This is a genomic window from Meiothermus sp., from assembly GCF_025056915.1.
GTDB lineage: Bacteria > Deinococcota > Deinococci > Deinococcales > Thermaceae > Meiothermus.
This window is the reverse complement of sequence record NZ_JANWVH010000018.1, coordinates 18,811-38,129: the sequence shown is the minus strand read 5'-3', so window position 1 is coordinate 38,129 and position 19,319 is coordinate 18,811. Positions and strand designations below refer to the sequence as shown.

At 64.1% G+C, this 19,319-nt stretch carries 16 protein-coding genes; 2 read left to right on the top strand and 14 right to left on the bottom strand.

Features of this window, described 5'->3' with window-relative positions; all coding sequences use genetic code 11:
* Positions 1–257: 257 nt before the first annotated feature.
* From NZN28_RS04865 to NZN28_RS04805, 13 genes are all read right to left on the bottom strand, one after another.
* Positions 258–866 carry a helix-turn-helix domain-containing protein gene (locus NZN28_RS04865; RefSeq protein WP_295395693.1) on the bottom strand — a complete coding sequence of 203 codons (609 nt, stop codon included), beginning with the start codon at positions 864–866 and terminating at the stop codon, positions 258–260.
* A gap of 340 nt (positions 867–1,206) precedes the next feature.
* Positions 1,207–2,115 carry a magnesium transporter CorA family protein gene (locus NZN28_RS04860; RefSeq protein ID WP_295395691.1) on the bottom strand — a complete coding sequence of 303 codons (909 nt, stop codon included), beginning with the start codon at positions 2,113–2,115 and terminating at the stop codon, positions 1,207–1,209.
* A gap of 55 nt (positions 2,116–2,170) precedes the next feature.
* Positions 2,171–2,479: a divalent-cation tolerance protein CutA gene (cutA, locus tag NZN28_RS04855; protein ID WP_295395689.1), complete on the bottom strand. Its 309-nt coding sequence runs from the start codon at positions 2,477–2,479 to the stop codon at positions 2,171–2,173.
* A 9-nt stretch (positions 2,480–2,488) separates the two neighbouring features.
* Positions 2,489–3,382 carry a delta(1)-pyrroline-2-carboxylate reductase family protein gene (locus NZN28_RS04850; RefSeq protein ID WP_295395688.1) on the bottom strand — a complete coding sequence of 298 codons (894 nt, stop codon included), beginning with the start codon at positions 3,380–3,382 and terminating at the stop codon, positions 2,489–2,491.
* A gap of 34 nt (positions 3,383–3,416) precedes the next feature.
* Entirely contained in the window at positions 3,417–3,860 is a 444-nt protein-coding gene (locus NZN28_RS04845; protein ID WP_295395686.1) for an MOSC domain-containing protein, read from the bottom strand.
* Positions 3,857–4,561, bottom strand: a complete 705-nt coding sequence (locus NZN28_RS04840) for a c-type cytochrome (RefSeq protein ID WP_295395684.1) — start codon at positions 4,559–4,561, stop codon at positions 3,857–3,859. The genes NZN28_RS04845 and NZN28_RS04840 overlap by 4 nt, the downstream gene beginning before the upstream one ends.
* Positions 4,562–4,709: 148 nt before the next feature.
* Positions 4,710–5,984, bottom strand: a complete 1,275-nt coding sequence (locus tag NZN28_RS04835) for a sulfite oxidase (RefSeq protein ID WP_295395683.1) — start codon at positions 5,982–5,984, stop codon at positions 4,710–4,712.
* A gap of 275 nt (positions 5,985–6,259) precedes the next feature.
* A complete protein-coding gene (mutL, locus tag NZN28_RS04830) occupies positions 6,260–7,891 on the bottom strand; it encodes a DNA mismatch repair endonuclease MutL (RefSeq protein ID WP_295395682.1) in 1,632 nt (543 codons plus the stop codon).
* Between the two features lie 4 nt (positions 7,892–7,895).
* Positions 7,896–10,436, bottom strand: a complete 2,541-nt coding sequence (gene mutS / locus NZN28_RS04825) for a DNA mismatch repair protein MutS (protein WP_295395681.1) — start codon at positions 10,434–10,436, stop codon at positions 7,896–7,898.
* A gap of 184 nt (positions 10,437–10,620) precedes the next feature.
* The gene (locus NZN28_RS04820; RefSeq protein ID WP_295395680.1) at positions 10,621–11,133 is read right to left on the bottom strand and encodes a molybdenum cofactor biosynthesis protein B; all 513 of its coding nucleotides are present in this window, start codon (positions 11,131–11,133) and stop codon (positions 10,621–10,623) included.
* A gap of 32 nt (positions 11,134–11,165) precedes the next feature.
* Positions 11,166–13,586 (bottom strand): DNA gyrase subunit A, encoded by a 2,421-nt coding sequence (gene gyrA / locus NZN28_RS04815; RefSeq protein ID WP_295395679.1) that lies wholly within the window; start codon positions 13,584–13,586, stop codon positions 11,166–11,168.
* Positions 13,587–14,223: 637 nt separating this feature from the next.
* Positions 14,224–15,396: a DUF1501 domain-containing protein gene (locus NZN28_RS04810; RefSeq protein ID WP_295395678.1), complete on the bottom strand. Its 1,173-nt coding sequence runs from the start codon at positions 15,394–15,396 to the stop codon at positions 14,224–14,226.
* Between the two features lie 12 nt (positions 15,397–15,408).
* Positions 15,409–16,608 carry a DUF1800 domain-containing protein gene (locus NZN28_RS04805; RefSeq protein WP_295395677.1) on the bottom strand — a complete coding sequence of 400 codons (1,200 nt, stop codon included), beginning with the start codon at positions 16,606–16,608 and terminating at the stop codon, positions 15,409–15,411.
* A gap of 385 nt (positions 16,609–16,993) precedes the next feature.
* Between NZN28_RS04805 and NZN28_RS04800 the strand changes: the two genes are divergently transcribed.
* On the top strand, positions 16,994–17,797 hold the full coding sequence (locus NZN28_RS04800) for an AMP/ADP-polyphosphate phosphotransferase (RefSeq protein WP_295395675.1): 804 nt from the start codon (positions 16,994–16,996) through the stop codon (positions 17,795–17,797).
* Positions 17,798–17,807: 10 nt separating this feature from the next.
* On the opposite strand, the gene NZN28_RS04795 is transcribed toward NZN28_RS04800, so the two are convergent.
* Positions 17,808–18,131, bottom strand: a complete 324-nt coding sequence (locus tag NZN28_RS04795; RefSeq protein ID WP_295395674.1) for a hypothetical protein — start codon at positions 18,129–18,131, stop codon at positions 17,808–17,810.
* 183 nt (positions 18,132–18,314) lie between these two features.
* On the opposite strand from NZN28_RS04795, the gene NZN28_RS04790 reads away from it, so the two are divergent.
* On the top strand, positions 18,315–19,313 hold the full coding sequence (locus NZN28_RS04790) for a site-specific DNA-methyltransferase (RefSeq protein ID WP_295395672.1): 999 nt from the start codon (positions 18,315–18,317) through the stop codon (positions 19,311–19,313).
* Positions 19,314–19,319: the final 6 nt, after the last annotated feature.

Below are 19,319 nucleotides of genomic sequence, written 5' to 3'. Positions count from 1 at the left end.
CTTGTCTGCGTTGCGTCTGGGCCGGGACGCATGTTTTCGAGTTTCCGGGCGGCCACTGTTCTGTTCAGACTCGAACTCGAGTGGCTCACAATAGGTGAAGAGCGCTCTATGTGTTACCTCGTCGTAGATTTGGTATTACAACCTTCCCCTGTTCGCAGGGGGAGTGGTTTCTAGCCGGGTGCAGAACCTTCGAACGCTGAGGCAAAAAAATAAACCTCCGCATGCGGAGGTTTATTTTGGGGGTGCGACAGGTTGCTTTACGCGGCTTCCTTGGAGAGGCGTTCCAGGCCACCGGGGTTCTCAAGCACCAGCTTGCCATAGCCGGAGCGGATGTAGCCCTCCCGGGTGAGTTCGCCGATCACCTTGGTGACCGTCTCCCGTACCGAGCCCACGGCGGAGGCAATTTCGTCGTGGGTAGCCCTGACCCCGACCCGTCCGTTCTTCTCGGTGAAGGCCACGGGCGTGCGGGAGAGGTCGAGCAGGGTGGCAGCAATGCGGTTCTTGAGGCGCTGTCCGGAGATGCGCTGGATGGTCTGGTAGGTTTGAGCCAGGGCTTTGACCAGGCCCTGCACCAGGCTGGCCATCTCCTGAGCGGATAGCTGAGCGGGGGCCAGGGCGTCCACCTTGGTTTCGGTGACCGCTTCGGCAAAATAGGTGCGCTCGCCACCGGAGATGACCTCCTCGCCGAAATACTCGCCAGGGCGCACAAAACGCAGGGTCAGGGCATTGCCCTCGTCGTCTACGCTCTGGAGCCGAACCAGACCCTCCCGAACCCGGTAGAGCTGATCCTTGGGGCTGGGCTCTCCAGGGTAGAGGATGATCTCGCCCGGATCGAAGGTTAGGGTGTCTAGGATGCTGGTTTGCATTCGTTCATCACTCCTCGAGACCGACTATAGCAGGCCCGGATGATTTTGTAAACATTCGTGTTGATTTATTTGAAGTGAGTGAGGACACATTTGGAAAGATGTGTGACCTGGGCTCGGTATCCGTCTATACGCCAAAAACGCCTGATTTGGATGTCGCCATACCCGTGAGCGGACAGAAAACCATGCAATTGGCGCAGTCTGCCTTTGACCGCTGCTGTTCCAAAGAAGAGGCTCGAGGGTGGAAGAAGAGCGCTAGGTATTTGGGAGCCCAATATTGCGCCGATTTATCGAACAGCGCATCCGGTTCGTCTCTGAGCTTCATTTGGCAAAAAACCAGCGGTTACCACCAGCCCCGGCGTTTCATCCAGAGGGCCAGTCCCCCGCCAATAAGGAGCAGCCCTCCCCAGAAATAAACCCGTCCGTAGGTCCACTGGTACTCGGAGAAGGCTTCAAAATTGGTGCCGTAAATGCCGGCCCAGAGGGTCATGGGCAAAAACAGCACCGAAATGACCGTGAGGGCCTGTACCACCCGGTTGAGCCGGTTGTTTTGGGCCGAGAGATGCACTTCCAGCACATTGGACAGCTCGTCCCTGGCCGCATCGAGACCCTCATACACCCGGCCCATGCGGTCGGTAAGGTCGCGGAACAGATAGGCCTCGGTGCCCAGCAAGGGCAGGCGCTCGAGGTGCAGCAGAGCCTCGCGGGCCTGCGAGACCAGGCGCCGCACCCGGAGCACCTCTCGCCGGGCTGCAAATACCTTGCGGGGCGTATCGGGGGTGTTGTCGCCGTTCATGGCCAGCTCCTCGAGGTCTTCCACCCGGTCGGTGAGAGCGTCGGTGTACTCGAAAAAGGTCTGTACGCCCTGGTCGAGCAGGCGCTGCCACAACCGCAAGCAGGAGCCGCCGCGAAAGCTGTTCCAGATTTGCTCGAGGTATTCTACCGGCTCGTTTCGGTAGGTGAGCAGCACCTGGCTTTCGGGGAAGTAGAAATACGAGACCCGCTCGGTGCGGCTGTGGGCGTTGTCGGGGGTCTCGAGGGTGCGAAAAATCAGAAAGAAGTGCCGGGGGTACTCCTCGAAGCGGCTCCAGTGTCCAATCTCCTGGGCGTCGGCCAGGGCCAGGGGGTTCAGGGGATACAATTGCTGGATCAGGGCCACTTCCTCGGGGGTGGGGGTCTCGACATCTACCCAGACCTGGGCCGGCAGGGGGCCACAGACCATACCGTCGGCGAGTTGCTTGGCCCGAATCATGGCCTATAGCTTATCGCTTGGGCACCGGGGCTCCAAAAAACTTTCGGTGGCCCGGTCAGGTGTTTTGCCCAATCCAGTCGAGGTAGCTCTGCGAGCCGGACTCAATCCTGAGCGCAACAATCTCGGGCACCTGGTAGGGGTGCAGTTCCCTGATTCGGTGCTCCAGGGCTGGGTAGCGCTCCTGCCGGGTTTTGCACAGGAGCAGAAGCTCGGGGTTTTCCTGAACCTCTCCCTGCCAGCGGTAGACCGAGGTGAGGCCCGGCAGCAGGTTGACGCAGGCCGCCAGTCCTTCCTGCACGAGGGTGCGGGCCAGCTTTTGCCCGGTGGGGGCATCGGGCACGGTACAGAGCACAACCAGGTACATAGCTCCAGGTTAGCAGCCCAGCGCCTGCGCGGCCAAACGGGCCGCTGCCAGATCCCACAGCGCATGGCCCACGCTCTTGAACAGCACGATGCCCGAGCTGGGCCTGGGTTGATGCAGCGCCGCCTCGAGCGGCTGCACCTGGCCCCAATCCACCCCGGCCTGCAACAGGTCGCCCGCTTCCGCACGGGCCCCCTCGAGCGTATCCACAAAGATGTGGGCCTGCCGCACAACTTCGGGTGCGACCTCGGCCATCTCGGGCCGGTAGGCCCCCACCGCCGCGATGAAGGCTTCGGGGGCGGCTTTGAACAAAACGGGGGTCGGGCTGGTGGTGGCACAGACGATCAGGCTGGCCTCGTCCAGGGCGGGCTCGAGGTGGCGCACCGCCTGGGCCAGCATTCGGCGCTGTCGGGCGTAGGAGGCCAGCGCCTCGGCCCGCTCGAGGCTGCGTGAATACACATACACCTTGTCGGTGCCCAGACCCTCCTGGAAGGCTTCCAGGTGGCTTTGGCCCTGGGTGCCCGCGCCAATGATGAGCAGCGGGCCGGAAGGGTGGGCGGCCAGGGTTTGTGCGGCCAGCAGCGAGACCGCCGCGGTGCGGCGGGCTGTGACCACCGAACCCTCGAGCAGCGCCAGGCGTTCACCGGTCTGGGTGCGCATCATCCAGACCTCGGCTCGCACGCTGGGGTGCTGCTGGGGGTGCACCGTGACCACTTTGGTCACGGTGATGGAGGGGTCGGCAGCGGGCATCAACAACAGGGTTGCACCGCCTGGCAGCGGCACCACCAGGCGTTCGGGTGCAACCGTCTGGCCCCTGGCGTGGTCGGCCAGCACTTCCACAACGGACTTGGCCAGGGCCGGGTAGGGCAGCAGGGCGGCTGTCTCCTCTGCCGAGAGAATTCGCATGAACCCAGCCTACCTGAAAACGTCGCCGGTGCAACTATGCGGTTTGGGCTGAGAGAACCTGCACCGCATCGCCCACCCGCACCGCCCCGCCCTGAAGCACCCGGGCGTACAGACCCCGCCCGCCCAGAAGCACCCTGGGCAAGCGCAGGTCAAACACCGAGAGGGCACTGCAAACGGTGCAGACAGTGGTGAGCTCGAGCAGCGCGGTTCCAACCTGGAGGCGAGCCCCAGGGCCAAGCAGGTGGGGGTCTAAGTCCGACAGGATGTTTTCGCCCAGGGCCCCCAGAGGAAGCCTGATTCCAGCCCGTTCAGCCAGCTGGTAGCTGGCGCGTCCCGTAATCAGCACGGCCCGGTCGGGGTGCTTGCCAAAGTGCCGATCCCCCTCCACCCCTTTGCCCACGACCAGCACCGCCTGAGCGACGGCGGGCTTGGGCAGGGTACTGCCCTGTCCGGCGTGGAGGGAAATGACCAAGCTCATCGTAAACCGAGCTGTTGGCGGGCGGCCAGCACCTGCTGCACGGTCAGGTTCTTGCCGCGCTGGGCCTGAACCTCGGCCTCGGTAAAAGGGGTCTGGCCGGAGGGCAGGGCATTGCCCCACTGGGTTGCAATGTGATTGAGCACGGCGGCCAGTTCAGCATTGCTGAGCTGAGCGTATCCCGGCATGACCCCGTTGAAACTGGCCCCCTTGACGCTAATCTGCCCTTGCAGGCCGTAAAGCATAACCTGAATCAACCACTCACGCCCCCCCCGGGCCGCCAGAATATCCGGAACATGGCCGGCCAGGGGTGGGAAAGCCCCAGGAATGCCAGCGCCGTTGGCCTGGTGGCAGCCGATGCAGTTGTTGTAGACCTGGGCCCCACCGGCAGGGGGGGCAGCCTGGGTTTGAGTGGGTGCCGGCGCCGTTGCGCCGGGGGCCAGGCGGGTGGCCAGGTAGTCCAGAATGGTGCTGCGTTCTTCTGGAGTTAGCCTTAGCCCATAGCCCTGCATTTCGGTAATCAGGCTGTCCCAGCGTTCGCGGGTCTGCCGCTCGCGGGTGACAAAGCCAATTTCGTGGCAGGTCTGGCACTTCTGCAAAACCAATTCGCGGCCAGGCCCTTCAGGCAGTGCATTCTGTCCGAGGCCCATCCAAAAACCAATCGCGGCCAGGAGTGTTACCCATACTAGGTATCTCGCTTTCATGTGTGTTGTTCCTCCCTGATTCAAGAGCATAACAGTTTTGAAGAACGTTTTTGTGCGCAACGGCTGGATTCCGGGCCAAGCTAAAGAAATTCTAAAAAACAAACCGGCAACCGGGGGTATCGGGCTGCCGGTTCGCGTTGCAAAGGGTTCAGGTGACCTTAAACTTGACCCGCATCACCCCGTTCCACTCGTAGCCGCGTTCGTTCCACCAGACGTTGCCATCGAGGGGCTGGGTACGGCCCAGGGCGTCGGTGGCCCGGGCCATGACCTCGTAGTCGCCGGGGGCCAGAAGTTGGGGCGAAATCCAGCGGTACCAGCCGAATTTGCCGTCGTTGCCCTCGAATAAGGCCTTGCGCCAGGTGGTTCCGCCATTGACCGAGACCTCTACCGACTCGATAGGCGCCAGGCCATCGTTCCAGGCCACCCCACGAATTTCCACCCGGCGGCCCCGGACGCTGGCCCCGGCCAGAGGGGAGAGGATGAAGGAGTTGATGTTGGCGCCCCAGTTGGAGCGGGAGTTGTCCAGCGTGTAGTTGTAGCGACTGCCGGGCTGGGTGGGCAGGATGGGGGTGTTCCAGCCCGGGAGCACCGGCACCCGGTAGCGGGGCACCTGCTCGTTGCCGGGGCTCTCGCTGGCGGTAAAGTCGAGCTTGGCAAGCCACTTGACGTTGGCGGTGCCAAAGGTGCCGGCGGCCACCAGCCGCACCGGGCCACCGTGCACGGCAGGCAGGGGTTCGCCGTTCATGCCCAGGGCCAGCATGGCGCTGTTGAAGTCCATCACGCTGATGGGGAAGCTTTTCTCGTAAGGCTGGGCCCCACCCTGGGTGGAGGCGTTCATGGTGATGAAGCGGGCGTTCTCGCGCAGCTTGGCTCCCCTGGCCTCGAGCAGGGTCTTGAGGAGCACGCCCCGCCAGGTCACCTGGCCCACCCCGCCGTAGGTCCAGGGGTTGCCCGAGGGACGGGGGTTGAAAAAGGAGCGGCCATTGCCGGAGCACTGAAGTACGCTGGTGACCTCGGTCTGGGGCAGCCGGGAAAGCTCTTCCACGGTGATGCGGAAGGGAGCGTCTATCAGCCCACCAACCTCCACCACCCAGCCCGGTTGCACGTTGGGCTCGGTGGTATTGAGGCCGGGCAGGTCAATGTTGTTGCGGATGAAAAGGTTGGCCTTGCTGGTGATTCGCTCGGAGCCCAGCACCTCGAGCGTAGACTCCAGCACCACCGGGCGCGAGGAGAGCACCACCAGCTTGGGGTTTTTGCCGCGCACCACCTGGTCGGCAGTGGGCTGTTGTTGGGCCATTCCCAGGCCCATCATGCCCATCGCTGCGCCTGCGGCAGCGCTTTTTTTCAAAAACGTGCGGCGATCCATGGCTTCAGGGGAAATCGCATCTTCTTGAGACATCACATCCTGTTCTTGCTCATTCATGCAAGCCTCCTACTGCAAAAATCGTGATTTTTAGTATTTTGTCAGCCCCAGCGGCTGAGATTTGTGAGATGCATCAACGTTACAGTGTAACTACGGCCATACCCAGCACAGGTATCTAGTCGCAGCCTCGAGGCCCCCAGGCAACCTCATTGGTGCATCTGCTGGGCGTAGGGAGTCGGAGATGGTGGGCCGCCCCGACCCTCGAACTCAGCTTCCCGCTTCTCGGTTGCCGCTGCAAAGCATTTCAGTACAGGTTGAGATGTTTGAAAACAGCCCTATGTTTTCTCTACCTTGGAACGCTCCACGGCGCGAACGCCCCGACGCCCAAAACGCCGGGCCAGCTCCAGTTCGCTCATCACCAGCGCGGTGGGCCGCCCGTGGGGGCAGACCCAGGGCAGCTCGCACTCGGCCAGGCAATCCAGCAGGGCCTGGGCAGAGGCTGCGGCCAGCGGATGCCCGGCCTTGAGGGCAGGCAAACAGGCCAGCCGGGCCAGCACGCTGCGCCAGGCCTCGGCAAAACTGGCCGCTCCCAGGCTACCTTTCAGCACCTCAGGAATGAGCGAGGGGTGCCCGGCCAGGAAAGCGGGAATGGCCCGAATGCGATATTTGCCCGAGCCAAAGGGCTCCAGCAGCAATCCGGCCTGCTCGAGCTCATGGGCGCGCTCGGCCAGGCTGAGTTCTTCGCCCAAGGAAAGCGAGACCAGCTCGGGGTGGGGCAGCTCTAGGGGTGGCTCTGTGCGGTAGCGGCGGGACAGCTCCTCGTAAAGAATGCGCTCGTGGGCGGCGTGCTGATCCACCACATAAAGCTCGTCCTCCGCCTCGGCCAGCAGGTAGAGTTCGCGGAAGCGGCCCAGGTAGCGCAGGTGGGGAAAGTGGGCCCGCCGAACCGGGGTGGGGCCGGTCATGGGAACGGGGTCGGGGAGGGTTCGGGCCAGGGGATGGGCCGAGAGCAGACTCTGAACCGCCAGCGAGACAAAACCAAGCACAGGCTCGGGCCGGATCAGCTTCACCCGGGATTTGTCGGGTGAGGTATTGACCAACAGGTACTCGGGGGGGAGTTCCAGGTTCAGCACGCCCACGGGAAACTGCCCGGTGGGCAGCAGCTCTTTGTAGGCAGCCAGCACGGTCTGCAAGAGCGGCTCAGGCCACTCCACCGGGCGGCCATTCAGGGCCAGAAGCAGCCGGTCGCGGCGCGGGCGCGAAAGCTCCGGGCGGGAAAGCAGGCCGCTGAGCCGGAATGGGCCATCGCTGGCCTCGAGCGGCAGGAGCCGGTTGGCGACCACCGAACCCCAGAGCAGCTTGGCGGCCTCGGTGAAACCACCCCCGGCGTGGACGATTTTCGCCTCGCCCTCGAGCCAAAGCTGCAAGGCGATTTCCGGGCGGTGCAGCAGGTAGCGCGCGACCAGCTGCACCACCTTGCGCCCCTCGGCAGCGGGGGCTTCCAGGGCGTTTTTGCGGGCGGGCAGGTGGTGGAAGAGGTGGCTGACCTCGACCCGGGTTCCGGCGGGGGCCGGGTGTTCTTGTAGCTCGGCTTCCTCCTGGAAGGCGGTCAGGGTGACGCCGCCGAGCTGGTGGGGGGGCCTCGAGGTGAGCCGCACCCGCGCGGCCTGGCGGATGGCCCACAGCCCCTCCCCGCGGAAGCCCAGGGTGCAGATTTTTTGCAGGTCGGTGAGCTTGCTGGTGGTGTGGTGCTCCAGGGCCAAGGCCAGCTCTTCCTTGGGGATGCCACAGCCGTTGTCGCTCACCACAATCTTGTCTAAGCCGCCGCCCCACAGCTCGAGCTGAAGCCGGGTTGCCCCGGCGTCGAGGGCGTTCTCTAGCAGTTCCCGCACCACATCGGCGGGGCTCGAGACCACCTCGCCCGCCGCAATCTCGCGGATCAGTTCAGGTGGCAGCTTGCGAATCATAGCGCTACGCAGTTCGCGCCTCGACGACCTCCGGGTCAAGGCCCTTGAGCATGGCCTGCATCTTTTGCAAAAAGAGCAGGGCCTCCAAAGGGCTGGTGCGGGCCAGGTCGAGCTCTAAAAGTTCGTCCAGCACCTCCCTGGACAACCCCTTCTGGCTGGCTTCCAGCCCGGCCAGAATGCCCTGGGCCCGGCGCAGAACCACAGCGGGCAGGCCCGCCAGACGGGCCACCTCCAGGCCGTAGCTTTTGCTGGCCGGCCCGGGCAGAACCTGGTGGTAAAACACCAGCCCACCGGCTTCTTCCCGGGCGGCCACGTGCGCGTTGCGGGCTGCTGGCAGGCGTTCGGGCAGGGCCGTGAGTTCGAAGTAGTGGGTGGCGAAGAGGGTGTAGGCCCGCACCTCATGGTGCAGGTGTTCGCAGGCGGCCCAGGCCAAAGCCAGGCCGTCGTAGGTGCTGGTGCCCCGCCCTACCTCGTCCAAAAGCACCAGGCTGCGGGGCGTGGCCTGGTGCAGAATGGCGGCCAGCTCGTCCATCTCCACCATGAAGGTGCTGCGCCCCCCGGCGATGTCGTCCGAGGCCCCGATGCGGGTGTAGATGCGGTCAAAGAGGGGCAGGGTGGCCGACTCGGCGGGCACGAAGGCGCCAATCTGGGCCAGCAGCGCAATCAGGGCGGTCTGGCGCAGATAGGTTGACTTCCCGGCCATGTTGGGCCCGGTCAGAATCAAAAGCCGGGCCTCCTGGCTCATGGAAAGGTCGTTGGGGATGAACAGGCTGCTCTGCTCCACCACCGGGTGCCGCCCCGCCTTGATGAAGAGGGTTCCATCCTTGGAGAAGCGGGGGCGGCTGTAGCCGTACTCCGCTGCGGCTTCGGCCAGCGCGGCGTACACGTCCAGCTCGGCCAGAATCTGAGCGGCCTGGCGCACCTCGTCGGAAGCCCCGGCCACCTGCTCGCGCAAGGCCAAAAACACCGTGTACTCGCGTTTGGTGGCCTCGGTCTCGGCTTGCAGGATTTTGCGCTCCTGCTCCTTGAGTTCGGGGGTGCTGAAGCGCATCCGGTCCTTGAGGGTCTGGAGGGCCCGCCACTCCCTGGGCACCAGGGCGTAATGGGGACGGGTGACCTCGAGGTAGTACCCAAACACCGCGTTGTAGCCCACCTTAAGGTTGGGAATGCCGGTCTCTTCGCGTTGCTCAGCCTCCAGCCGGGCAATCCAGGCCCGCCCTGCCTCGGCCCGGTGGCGCAGTTCGTCCAGCTCGGGGTCGAAGCCCTCGCGGATCAGGCCGCCCTCGGTCATCTTCAGGGGGGGGTCTTCGACCAGGGAAGCCGCAATCTGCTCGGCCACGTGTCTCAGGTCGGGCAGCCGCTCGGCCAGGCCCGCCAGAGGCCCTGCGCCCAGCAGCCCCGACAACTCGGGCAAAAGCGCCAAACTGCGCTGCAAGGCCCAAAGGTCGCGAGGGCTGGACCGGTGGGCCATCAGGCGGGCGGCGAGGCGCTCGAGGTCGTGCATCCGGTACAAAACCTTGCGCACCGCCCCGCGCAGTACGCCGTCGCGCACCAGCGCCTCCACTGCATCCAGCCGGGCCTGCAAGGGGGCCTCCTCGACCAGCGGATGCCGCAACCAGGCCCTTAGCAAGCGCCGCCCAGGAGCGGTGCGGGTCAGGCCCAGCACCCCCAGCAGGGTGCGTTCCTCGCTTCGGTCTCCCACAAAACTCGGCTCAAAGACCTCCAGCGTCCGCAGCGTGGACTCACTCAACTGCATGAAGGCGCCGGGGTCGTAGCGCACAAAGCTCCGCACCTGGGGCAGCCCATTTTCCTGCACCCGCAGGGCATAGGCCAGCACCGCCCCCGCCGAGCGCAGCAGCGCGGGGTGCTCCAGGCCGGGGGGCAATGGGTCAAACTGGGCCTGTAGCGCGGCCCGACCCACCTCCCCCTCAAAGCCCGCCTCCGAAAGCATGACCGGAAAACGTCGCTGGAACTCGTGCAAAAACTCGGGCTGGTGGTAAAGCTCCGGCGCCAGCAGCACCTCCGCAGGACGGAAGCGAAAAAGCTCGTCGTAAAGCGCACTTTTGCTATACAGGACGCTGCCGCGAAACTCGCCGGTGGACACCTCGAGCAAGGCCAGCCCATAGCCATCGCCGGTGCTGATGGCGGCCAGGTAGTTGGCCTCCGGCTTCAGCAGGTTTTCCCGCATCACCGTGCCGGGCGTAAGCAGTTGGGTCACCTCGCGCCGCACCAGCTTGTCGGCCTCCTCGGCCAGTTCCACCTGGTCGGCAACGGCGACCCGAAAGCCCTGCTTCAGGAGCTTTTCCAGGTGCACGTCCACCGAGCGAACCGGAATCCCGGCCATGGGGGTGGTGAAGTCTTTTGCGGTTTTGTGGGTGAGCGTAAGGTTCAAAGCCCGCGAAAGCCGCTCGGCATCCTCACCGAAGGCCTCGTAAAAATCGCCCACCTGGAAGAGCAGCAAATAGTCGGGATAGGCATCCCGCAGTTCGACGTACTGCTCGAGCAAAGGCGGTAAGGGGCCCGGCCCCTGGCCCTTGAGGGTCATGCGACCATGATACCCTCTGAGACGCACATGCAAAGAACCGCTCAGGGATGTGGCTCAGGTTTTACCGCTTCCCCTTTCTGTGTCGAGCGAACGACGCCCGACGCTCAGGAAAATGCGCCGGGTTGCTTCAGGGGGGCCAAGAACTTCAAAACCCCGATACACTGGGGCCTCGTCAAGGACTGCACTATCTCGCAACTTCCCAGGCCAGGTGCTCGAGTTCGGGCTTGATGAGCTTGGTCCAGGCCACCATCACCGCGTTGGGCGAACCTGGGGTGGAGAAGACCACCCTCTGGCGGTAGGTTCCGGCAATGGCCCTGGAGAGCATGGCCGCGGCCCCCACCTCGTTGTAGGAGAGCATCCGAAACAACTCACCAAAACCGGGCATGGGCTTTTCGATCTTGCGGGCCAGCACGTCGTAGGTGGTGTCGCGGGGGGCAATGCCGGTGCCACCGTTGAACAGAATAATCTGCGCCCCGGCCTCCACCATCTCGTCGAGGGCCTCGGCAACCTGGTCGGGCTCGTCTTTGATAATGCGGTAGCCCACGATTCGGTGGCCCAGGGCCTCGATTTCGGGCTTCAGGTAGTGATAGTTGGTGTCGGTCTCAGGGGTGCGGGTGTCGGAGGCGGTCACGATGGCGATGTTCACGGGGCCCCTGGCCCGGGCAATGGCCTTGTGCTTCTCGGTGCTCTCGGACATAAACTCAATTCTACGCCGCAGGGGCCTTGGGCCTAGTCTTGGGGGGCAATCACGAAGGCCGAGGCAATCTCGTCCTTTTCGCTCAGGTTCATCACCTTCACGCCGCTGGTAGCCCGTCCGTACTGCGCGATGCTGGAAACCGGAGTACGGATGGCAATGCCCCGGCGCGAGAGCACCAGCAGGTCTTCGTTGCCCTGCACGCGCATCAGGGCCGCCAGCTGGCCCACTTTTTCGTTGGTGTTGAAGGTGATTACACCCATGCCACCCCGGCCCTGCAAGGGGTACTCCGAGACCGGGGTGCGCTTGCCGTAGCCGTGAGTGCCCACCGCCAGCACTTCGCTCTCCTCACCTTTGGGCAGGATAACCAGCGAGACCACCCGGTCATCGCGGCCCTCTTTGAAGCGGATGCCGGTTACGCCCTGGCTGGCCCGCCCGGTCGCCCGCACATCGGAAAGCTCGAAGCGGATGGCCTGGCCGCTCTGGGTGGCCAGCATGGCCTGGTCACCCTCGTGGGCAATGGCCACGCCAATCAGGGCATCGTTTTCAACCAGATTGATGGCGATGAGGCCGGCGCTGCTGAGGTTTTGGTACTCCTTAATCTCGGTGCGCTTGATGAGGCCGCCCTTGGTGGCGAATACAAAGTAGCCCTCCTGGGTCAGGTCGCGCACATTCAGAAGGGCCGCCACCTCCTCGCCCTCCTGCAAGGGCAAGAGGCTCACCACATGGGTACCCCGGGCCTGGCGGCCCGCCTCGGGCAGCTCGTGCACCTTCTCGCCGTAAACCCGGCCCCGGTTGGTGAAGATGAGCAGGGTGTCGTGCATCGAGGCCACAAAGACCGAGATGGCCTCGTCTTCTTCCTTGGTCTTGCCGGCCTGGGCGCCCGTGCCGCCACGGCCCTGGGAGCGGTAGGCCTCGAGCGGGGTGCGTTTCATGAAGCCCTGGCTGGTCAGGGTGATCACCATCGGCTCGTCTTCGATGAGATCCTCCAGGCTAAAGCCCTCCTCGAACTCGGTAATCTGGGTGCGGCGCTGGTCGCCGTATTTCTTCTTGATTTCCAGCAACTCGTTTTTGACCACCCGCCACAGCCGCTTGGGGTCACCCAGAATGGCCTCGAGGCGGCCAATCTCCTCCATCAGTTCGCGGTACTCCTCTTGCAGCTTGTCGCGCTCCAAACCCACCAGCCGCTGCAAGCGCATGTCCAGGATGGCCTGGGCCTGAATCTCGGTCAGGTTGAAGCGGCTCACCAGCCCGGCGCGGGCTTCCGCAGCGTCCTGCGAGGCGCGGATGAGGGCGATGACCTCGTCAATGTGGTCGAGGGCAATCAGCAGCCCTTCCAGCACGTGGGCGCGTTCTTTGGCCTTGCGCAGCTCGTACTCGGTGCGCTTGCGCACCACCTCGCCCCGGTGGTCGAGGTAGTGGCGCATCATTTCCAACAGCGAGAGCACCCTGGGCTCGCCGTTCACAATCGCCAGCAGGTTCACGGTGAAGCTGGTTTGCAGGCGCGAGTGCTTGTAAAGCTTGTTGAGCACCACCTGAGGGTTGGTGCCGCGCTTGAGTTCAACAGCAATACGCATACCCTGCCGGTCGGACTCGTCGCGCAGGGCGGCAATCTCGTCAATCACCTTGTTGCGCACCAGGCTGGCAATCTGGGCGATGAGGTCGGCCTTGTTGACCTGGTAGGGAATCTCGGTAAAGACCAGCATGGCCCGCCCGTTTTTTTCCTCGTTGCGCACCCGGGCCCGCACCTTGAGGCTGCCGCGTCCGGTGGCGTAGGCCTCCTTGATGCCCCGGCGGGAGAGCTTGGCCCCGGTCGGGAAATCCGGCCCCGGCAGCACCTTCATGACTTCCTCCAGGGTGACCTCGGGGTTGTCAATCATCAGGGCCAGGGCATCAATGGTCTCGGAGAGGTTGTGCGGTGGGAGGCTGGTGGCCATGCCCACCGCGATACCGGCTGCACCGTTGACCAGCAGGTTGGGCAGGGCCGAAGGCAAGACCTCGGGCTGTTCCTGGGTGCCGTCGTAGTTGGGCACCATGGGCACGGTCTCTTTGTCGAGGTCTTGGAGCATCTCGTAGCCCAGGTTGGAGAGGCGGGCCTCGGTGTAGCGCGGGGCCGCGGGGGGGTCGTTGTCAATGGAGCCAAAGTTGCCCTGCCCATCAATCAGCGGATAGCGCAGGCTCCACTCCTGGGCCATGCGCACCATGGTGTCGTAGATGGCCGCATCGCCGTGGGGGTGGTACTTGCCCATCACCTCGCCCACAATTTTGGCGCTCTTGACGTGCTTGCGGTTGGGCAGCACGCCGTCCTGGTAGGCTCCGTAGAGGATGCGCCGCTGAACTGGCTTGAGGCCATCGCGCACATCGGGCAAAGCCCGGTCTACGATGACCGACATGGCGTAATTGATGAAGCTTTGTTTGACTTCGTCGGTGATTTCAACGGGTAGGACCTGGGACATTCAATATCTCCTGTAGCGTTCTGGGCACAAAAAAAGCGCCACGTGTGCGCTTTCTATCCTAAATAGGCATTATACCTCATCGGGGGTATTATGTCAAAAACATAATGTTTCTAGCCCGGGCTCCAGGCATGCTGCCATTGAACCTGGATTGGAGCCCTGGCAACCGGCCACACCGCATCGAGACCGCCCTTGAACCAAGCACCCCCTGAGTCTCGTCAACCCTTCCCTCGTAGCCGAGCACAACAAGTTTTGACATCTTCAGGCGCACAGGCGACCATACTAGAAAAGCTCAATACTGTGGCGCATAAAAGCCGTACAACCCCACCCGCACGGTGAGCGAATCAAGTCAATCCTGGCCTGGACTCGCTCTGTTCCTCCCCAACCTCGAAGGGGAGACCGGGTGGGGTTGCGGGCCTGGCCCTTCACGCAAGCAGCCGATGGGAGGTCCTGTCCGATACCCTCCCCAACCATCCCTGCGCGCTCGGGAGGGGCTCGAGGGGCATCGTTCCTTGGAATCGGTGGGCGCGTGTGCAGAAGTGTTCGAGGGGGCTGGTGCCAATCTTCCCCGAGCAATCCGGCCATAGCCGCAGAAAGGTTCAGGCCAGACCTTGATTTCAATGGCGGTTTGCGCTTGGGGTCAGAGCAAGGCTAGTGGACTGAAATCGCCCCCCAGCACCTGCCGCGGGTCGGCGGCAATCCACCGCAAAGCCGTGGCGTAGACGTTGCGGAAATCGGTCTTGTATTTGAGTGCGTTGAGCTCGAGGTCTTCCAAATCAGGCTCGCTGCCGAACAGACCGCCCTTCACGCCCCCTCCCAGCACGAACATCAGCCCACCCTCCCCGTGGTCGGTGCCAAAGGAGGCGTTTTCGGCCACCTGCCGCCCAAACTCGCTGAAGACCAGGATCATCACGTCCTTGTCCCGTCCAATGGCCTTCATGTCGGCGCGGAAGGCGGCCAGGGCCTGGGCCACGTAGCCCAGCAGCTCGGCCTGGCGGGGGGGTTGCCCGGCGTGGGTATCCCAGCCGCCCAGGGTGGTGTAGTAGACGCTGCTGCCCAGCCCCCCCGCAATCATGCGGGCGATGTCGCCCATGCTCCGGCCAAAGGCATTCTCGGGGTACTGGGCGCGGTTCCTGACCTCGCGCAGCCGACCGATTTTGTCCAAGGCCCCCCGCAGCGAGAGCATAGCCTGGCGAACCTCCTCGGCGGTGCCGCTGCGGGTGCGGCGGGCCTCTTTGTTAAACTCCTCCTCGAACTGCCGGGGCAGCCTTATGCTGAAGGTGTCAATGCTCTGGATGGCAGGGGCGCTGCGCCGCTGGCCCATCTGGGCCTGGGGGGTGGCTCCGCCCAGGTAGGTGTCGCAGAAGGGGTCGTCCTGCAGGTCGCCCCAGCGGCCCAGCCAGCCGGTCTCCAGCCGTCGGGAGGGGTCGGCGGTGTGCCAGATGGAGGTGGAGATGAAGTGGCTGCGGTTGGGGTTGGGGTAGCCGACCTGGGGAATAATGGCCAGCTCGCCGCTGTTCCACATGGGCATCAGCGGCCTTAGCTCGGGGTGAAAGCCCAGCTTTTGCCCGCTGGCGCCCAGATCCAGCACCTCCTCGCGCTTGAGGGCGATGTTGGGGCGCAGGCGGTAGTAAAGCTCGTTGCGGTAAGGAACCAGGGTGTTGAGCTGGTCGTTGCCGCCGAACAGGTTGACCACCACCAGGATTTTGTCCTTGGACTGGGCGGCTAAGGCAGTTTTTGAGAGCAGCGAGGGCGCGCCCTGCCCTAGGGCCAGGGTCAACAGGGATTTCTGGATAAAGTCGCGTCGGTTCATGGAAACCTCGTCTCAGAGAAGTTGGGCCTCCGGCTTGACCAGGGCCAAAGCGCCCCCGGCGTCGTCCATGAAGACCTCGAGGTCGAGGCGGCGTTCGCGGCCAGCGAAGCCGGCCAGCAGGTTGAGCCGGGTCAGGAAGGGCGACTCGGCCAGCCAGGCCAGGCCCCCGTCCCAGCCCGCCACGCTGGGGGGGTCGAAGGGAATCTGGCCCATGGCCGCGAAGGCCTGGTACAGCGCCCGCCCGGCCCGCCCCTCGAAGTCCACCTGCTCCACCCCGGCGGCGTACCAAAGCCCCACCATGTACTCGAGGGGGCTTTTGATGAGGGCGTTGCGGTACTCGGGCCGGTAGAAGGCCTCGTGGGTGAAGAGCCAGCGCAAAAAGGCCCGGGTTCCGCCGCTCTGGAAGACCCGCGCCCCCTCCTGCACCAGCGCCTCGGGGGGGTCTGGGCAGAGGTAAAACTTGAGCAGTTTGCGTCCCACAAAGCGGTAGGTCTGGGGATGAGCAATCAGGATTTCCAGCACCTCGTCGCCGCTTCTGACCCGCTGCCCCAGGAAGGTTTTTTCGCCGGGGTCGTGCCAGTTGCGGTTGAAGACGAACTCGAAGGGCACGTTGGCGCTGGCCTCGCGGGGGCGCTGCCCTCCCGCCAGCCGCACCGTCCAGCCGGTAAAGGCCCGGGCCGCTTCCAGGATGTCCTGCTCGGTGTAGTGGTCGGGGCCCAGGGTAAAGAGTTCCAGCAGCTCCCGCGCCCAGTTCTGGTTGGGGTGTTCCTTGCGGCTCTGGGCATTGTTCAAATAAAGCAGCATGACCGGATTGCGGGCCATGGCCCTGAGCAGCTCGCCATAGGGCCCGTAGCCCAGTTGGCGGAAGGTGGCGAACTGGTTCCAGAAGTCAATGCCCTGGGCCCCCATGGTCTCGCGGAACTCCGAGGTCAGGAGGCCGTGCCAGAACAGCACCATCCGCTCGGCGGCGGGGGTGGGGGTGGAGAGCCAGTGGTTGATCCAGAGCTGACTTATCTCGCGGTGTTGCTGGCCCCGCTCGTTGCGGGTGGCGGCGGTCTTGAAGGGAGGTGCTGGCGCGGGGTCTTGCAGCAGCCAGTCCACAGCCGCTTCCAGGCCCATCTCCACCAGCTTTTGGGCTTCCTCCTTGCGCCCCCTGGCGGCTGCGCGGCGCAGCAGGTGGGTGGCTTGGGGGTAGGTTAGGGCTAAAGGCATCGCGAACTCCTTCTAGCCTCAACCCTAGCTCCCCTGGCTGAATCCAGGCTTAAGATAGCAAACCAGGTCAGCTTTGACCGCCGAGACCTCCCTCGCTTGAACCCTTTGCAAACCGCTGTGCCCAAGCAGGAGTCAGGGTGCAGGAGGCCGCTGTTGAAGACCCACCCTCCACTCCCACTTGGCGTTCCCTTGAAGGTTGTTGGCGCATCTAAAGTTGGACATCCCGTCGGTAGATGCTTCCTTGAAACCACCGCTGCCAAGATTGGGCTCCGCACAGGTCATTTGGCCCGCTTTGCCCCAGCGGGCGTTGCCGCAGGGTGGGAGATTCCGTGTAGGGCGGCGGGCGCTTTGCACCCCCATCACCCCCTGGCATAAAATCCCCTGCATGAAACCCTACCGCATCGAACCCAACGCTTCATTCAGCCTCAAGCATTTCGACCCCGACGACACCAGCCGGTTCAAAGGCGGCAAAGAGGAGGCCCTGGCCGCGCTCCAAGGGCTTAACAAGCGCCTGGAAAAGCTGCAAGAGCTGCTTTTTGCCGAAGGCAAGCACAAGGTGCTGGTGGTCTTGCAGGCCATGGACGCCGGGGGCAAGGACGGCACCATCCGGGTGGTCTTCGACGGGGTGGACCCCAGCGGGGTGCGGGTGGCCAGCTTCGGCGTACCCACCGAGCACGAGCTGGCCCGCGACTACCTCTGGCGCGTGCACCAGCAGGTGCCCCGCAAGGGTGAACTGGTCATCTTCAACCGCTCGCACTACGAGGATGTGCTGGTGGTGCGGGTCAAGAACCTGGTGCCCAAGGAGGTCTGGCAAAGGCGCTACCGTCACATCCGCGAGTTTGAGCGGATGCTGGCCGAGGAGGGCACCACCATTCTCAAGTTCTTCTTGCACATCTCCAAAGACGAGCAGCGCGAACGCCTGCAGGAGCGTCTGGACAACCCCGAGAAGCGCTGGAAGTTTCGTAAGGGCGACCTCGAGGACCGCAAACTGTGGAACCAGTACCAGCAAGCCTTCGAAGACGCCATCCGCGAGACCAGCACCGAGTACGCGCCCTGGTTCGTGATACCGGCCAACAAGAACTGGTACCGCAACTGGCTGGTCAGCAGCATCCTGGTCGAAACCCTGGAAGGCTTGAAGATGGAGTACCCCAGGCCGGAGATTGGCCTGGAGAAAATCGTCATCGAGTGAGCTGGGGCTGCTACCAGGGGTTCGGGGCCGAGTAAACCAGATCCTGCCAGGTTTGCTGGGCTTTACGCACCTGTTCGGGGTCGTCTTCGTCGTGGGGCATCAGGCCAAGCTCGAGCCAGCGGGCGATGCGCTGTTGTACGTCGAGGGCCAGGTCCTGGGGGTTTACCGGGGCGAGGGCCCGCATCCGACGGCCATCGAACAACCAAAGCCAGCCGTGCCAGTAATAGGTCACGGCATCCGGTCTCAAGCCAAATCGCCGGCAGCCGTCTGGGTCGAGGGGGTCCGAGAGAATCCAGTCGCGCCAGATGAACCTGGGGGGCTTGGGTTGGGACATGCTCACCTCCACTCATCGCGCCGCCCACGGTCAGACCTGGTGTACCGGCCCAGCGAACCGGGGTAGCGAGCGCAGGAAGGCCGCTTCACACGTTTTCCTGGTCTCTGGCCTTCCTGGAGCGGAGCATAGACGTGTGGGTTCTTCCGTCGAGCGGAAATCGCTCGAGCGGCAAAATGAAGCTGTATGCCAAAGGCGTATCAGGTTTACCAGAGGGTTTTACAGGAGGGCCGGGCCTACCTGGGCCGGCCCAAAGCCAGCGACCCAGAGACCGCCCAGGCGTTGCTGGGCCTCGACCACAAGTCCTTTGCCCACTTTACCCACCGGCTGGGGCTGAGCAGCTCCAAGCACCTGCGCTACACGGTGCTGCCCCTGGCCTGCGCCGAGCCGCCGCTGGGGCCCATTCTGCGGGAACTGCTGGCGGCAGGGGCCAGTTTTGCCGAACTGCACAAGCTCCAAAGCCGGTATCACCGGCGCGAACTGGAGCTGGCCCAGCTCCAGCAAGCTGCCCAGGCGCGCGCCTGGCGCAGCCTGCTGGCCCGGCGCAGGGCCCAGCCCGACTGGGCCCGCCGGCCTGTCTGGATTTTTCCCACCGATATGCGCCTTCGTCGGCTCGAGGGCCTGAACCCCGCCATCGCCGAGGTGCTGGTGGAGCGGTACAGCCTGCCAGGGGAATGGGTGGTGGATCCCATGGCCGGTGAGGGGACGGTGGTGCAAAAAGCCCTGGAGCTGGGCCGGCGGGCCTGGGGCAGCGACCTGAAGGGGGACAACCGCCTGGTCAAGCGGCTCGACATTGCAGACCTGGTGGAGGCTGTGGGCCAAGAGGTGGCCGACCTGCTGGTGCTGCACCCGCCGACCTTCGCCTGGTACGTGCAGCACGTCTTCGACCCCGAACACGACGAACCCCCCGAGTTCGAGTACGCCAACTGGCTCTCGGGTCACCTTGGGGATGCGCTGCCGGTGCTCAAGCCGGGGGGGCGGCTGGTCTTGATTGTGCGGCCTGAGCACAAGCCCCGCAGCCTCATCCGCCGCGACGGCCTGCTCCGCTGGACCTTTGTGGCCCCGCTGGAAAACCTGTTGAGCGAGAAGAACCTCGAGCCCCTTCACTACCACCTGGCCGTTTCGGAGGATGGCGAGGAGGACTGGAGCATTTTCGTGGGCCTAAAACGTGTTCAATCAGACTGAACTGTA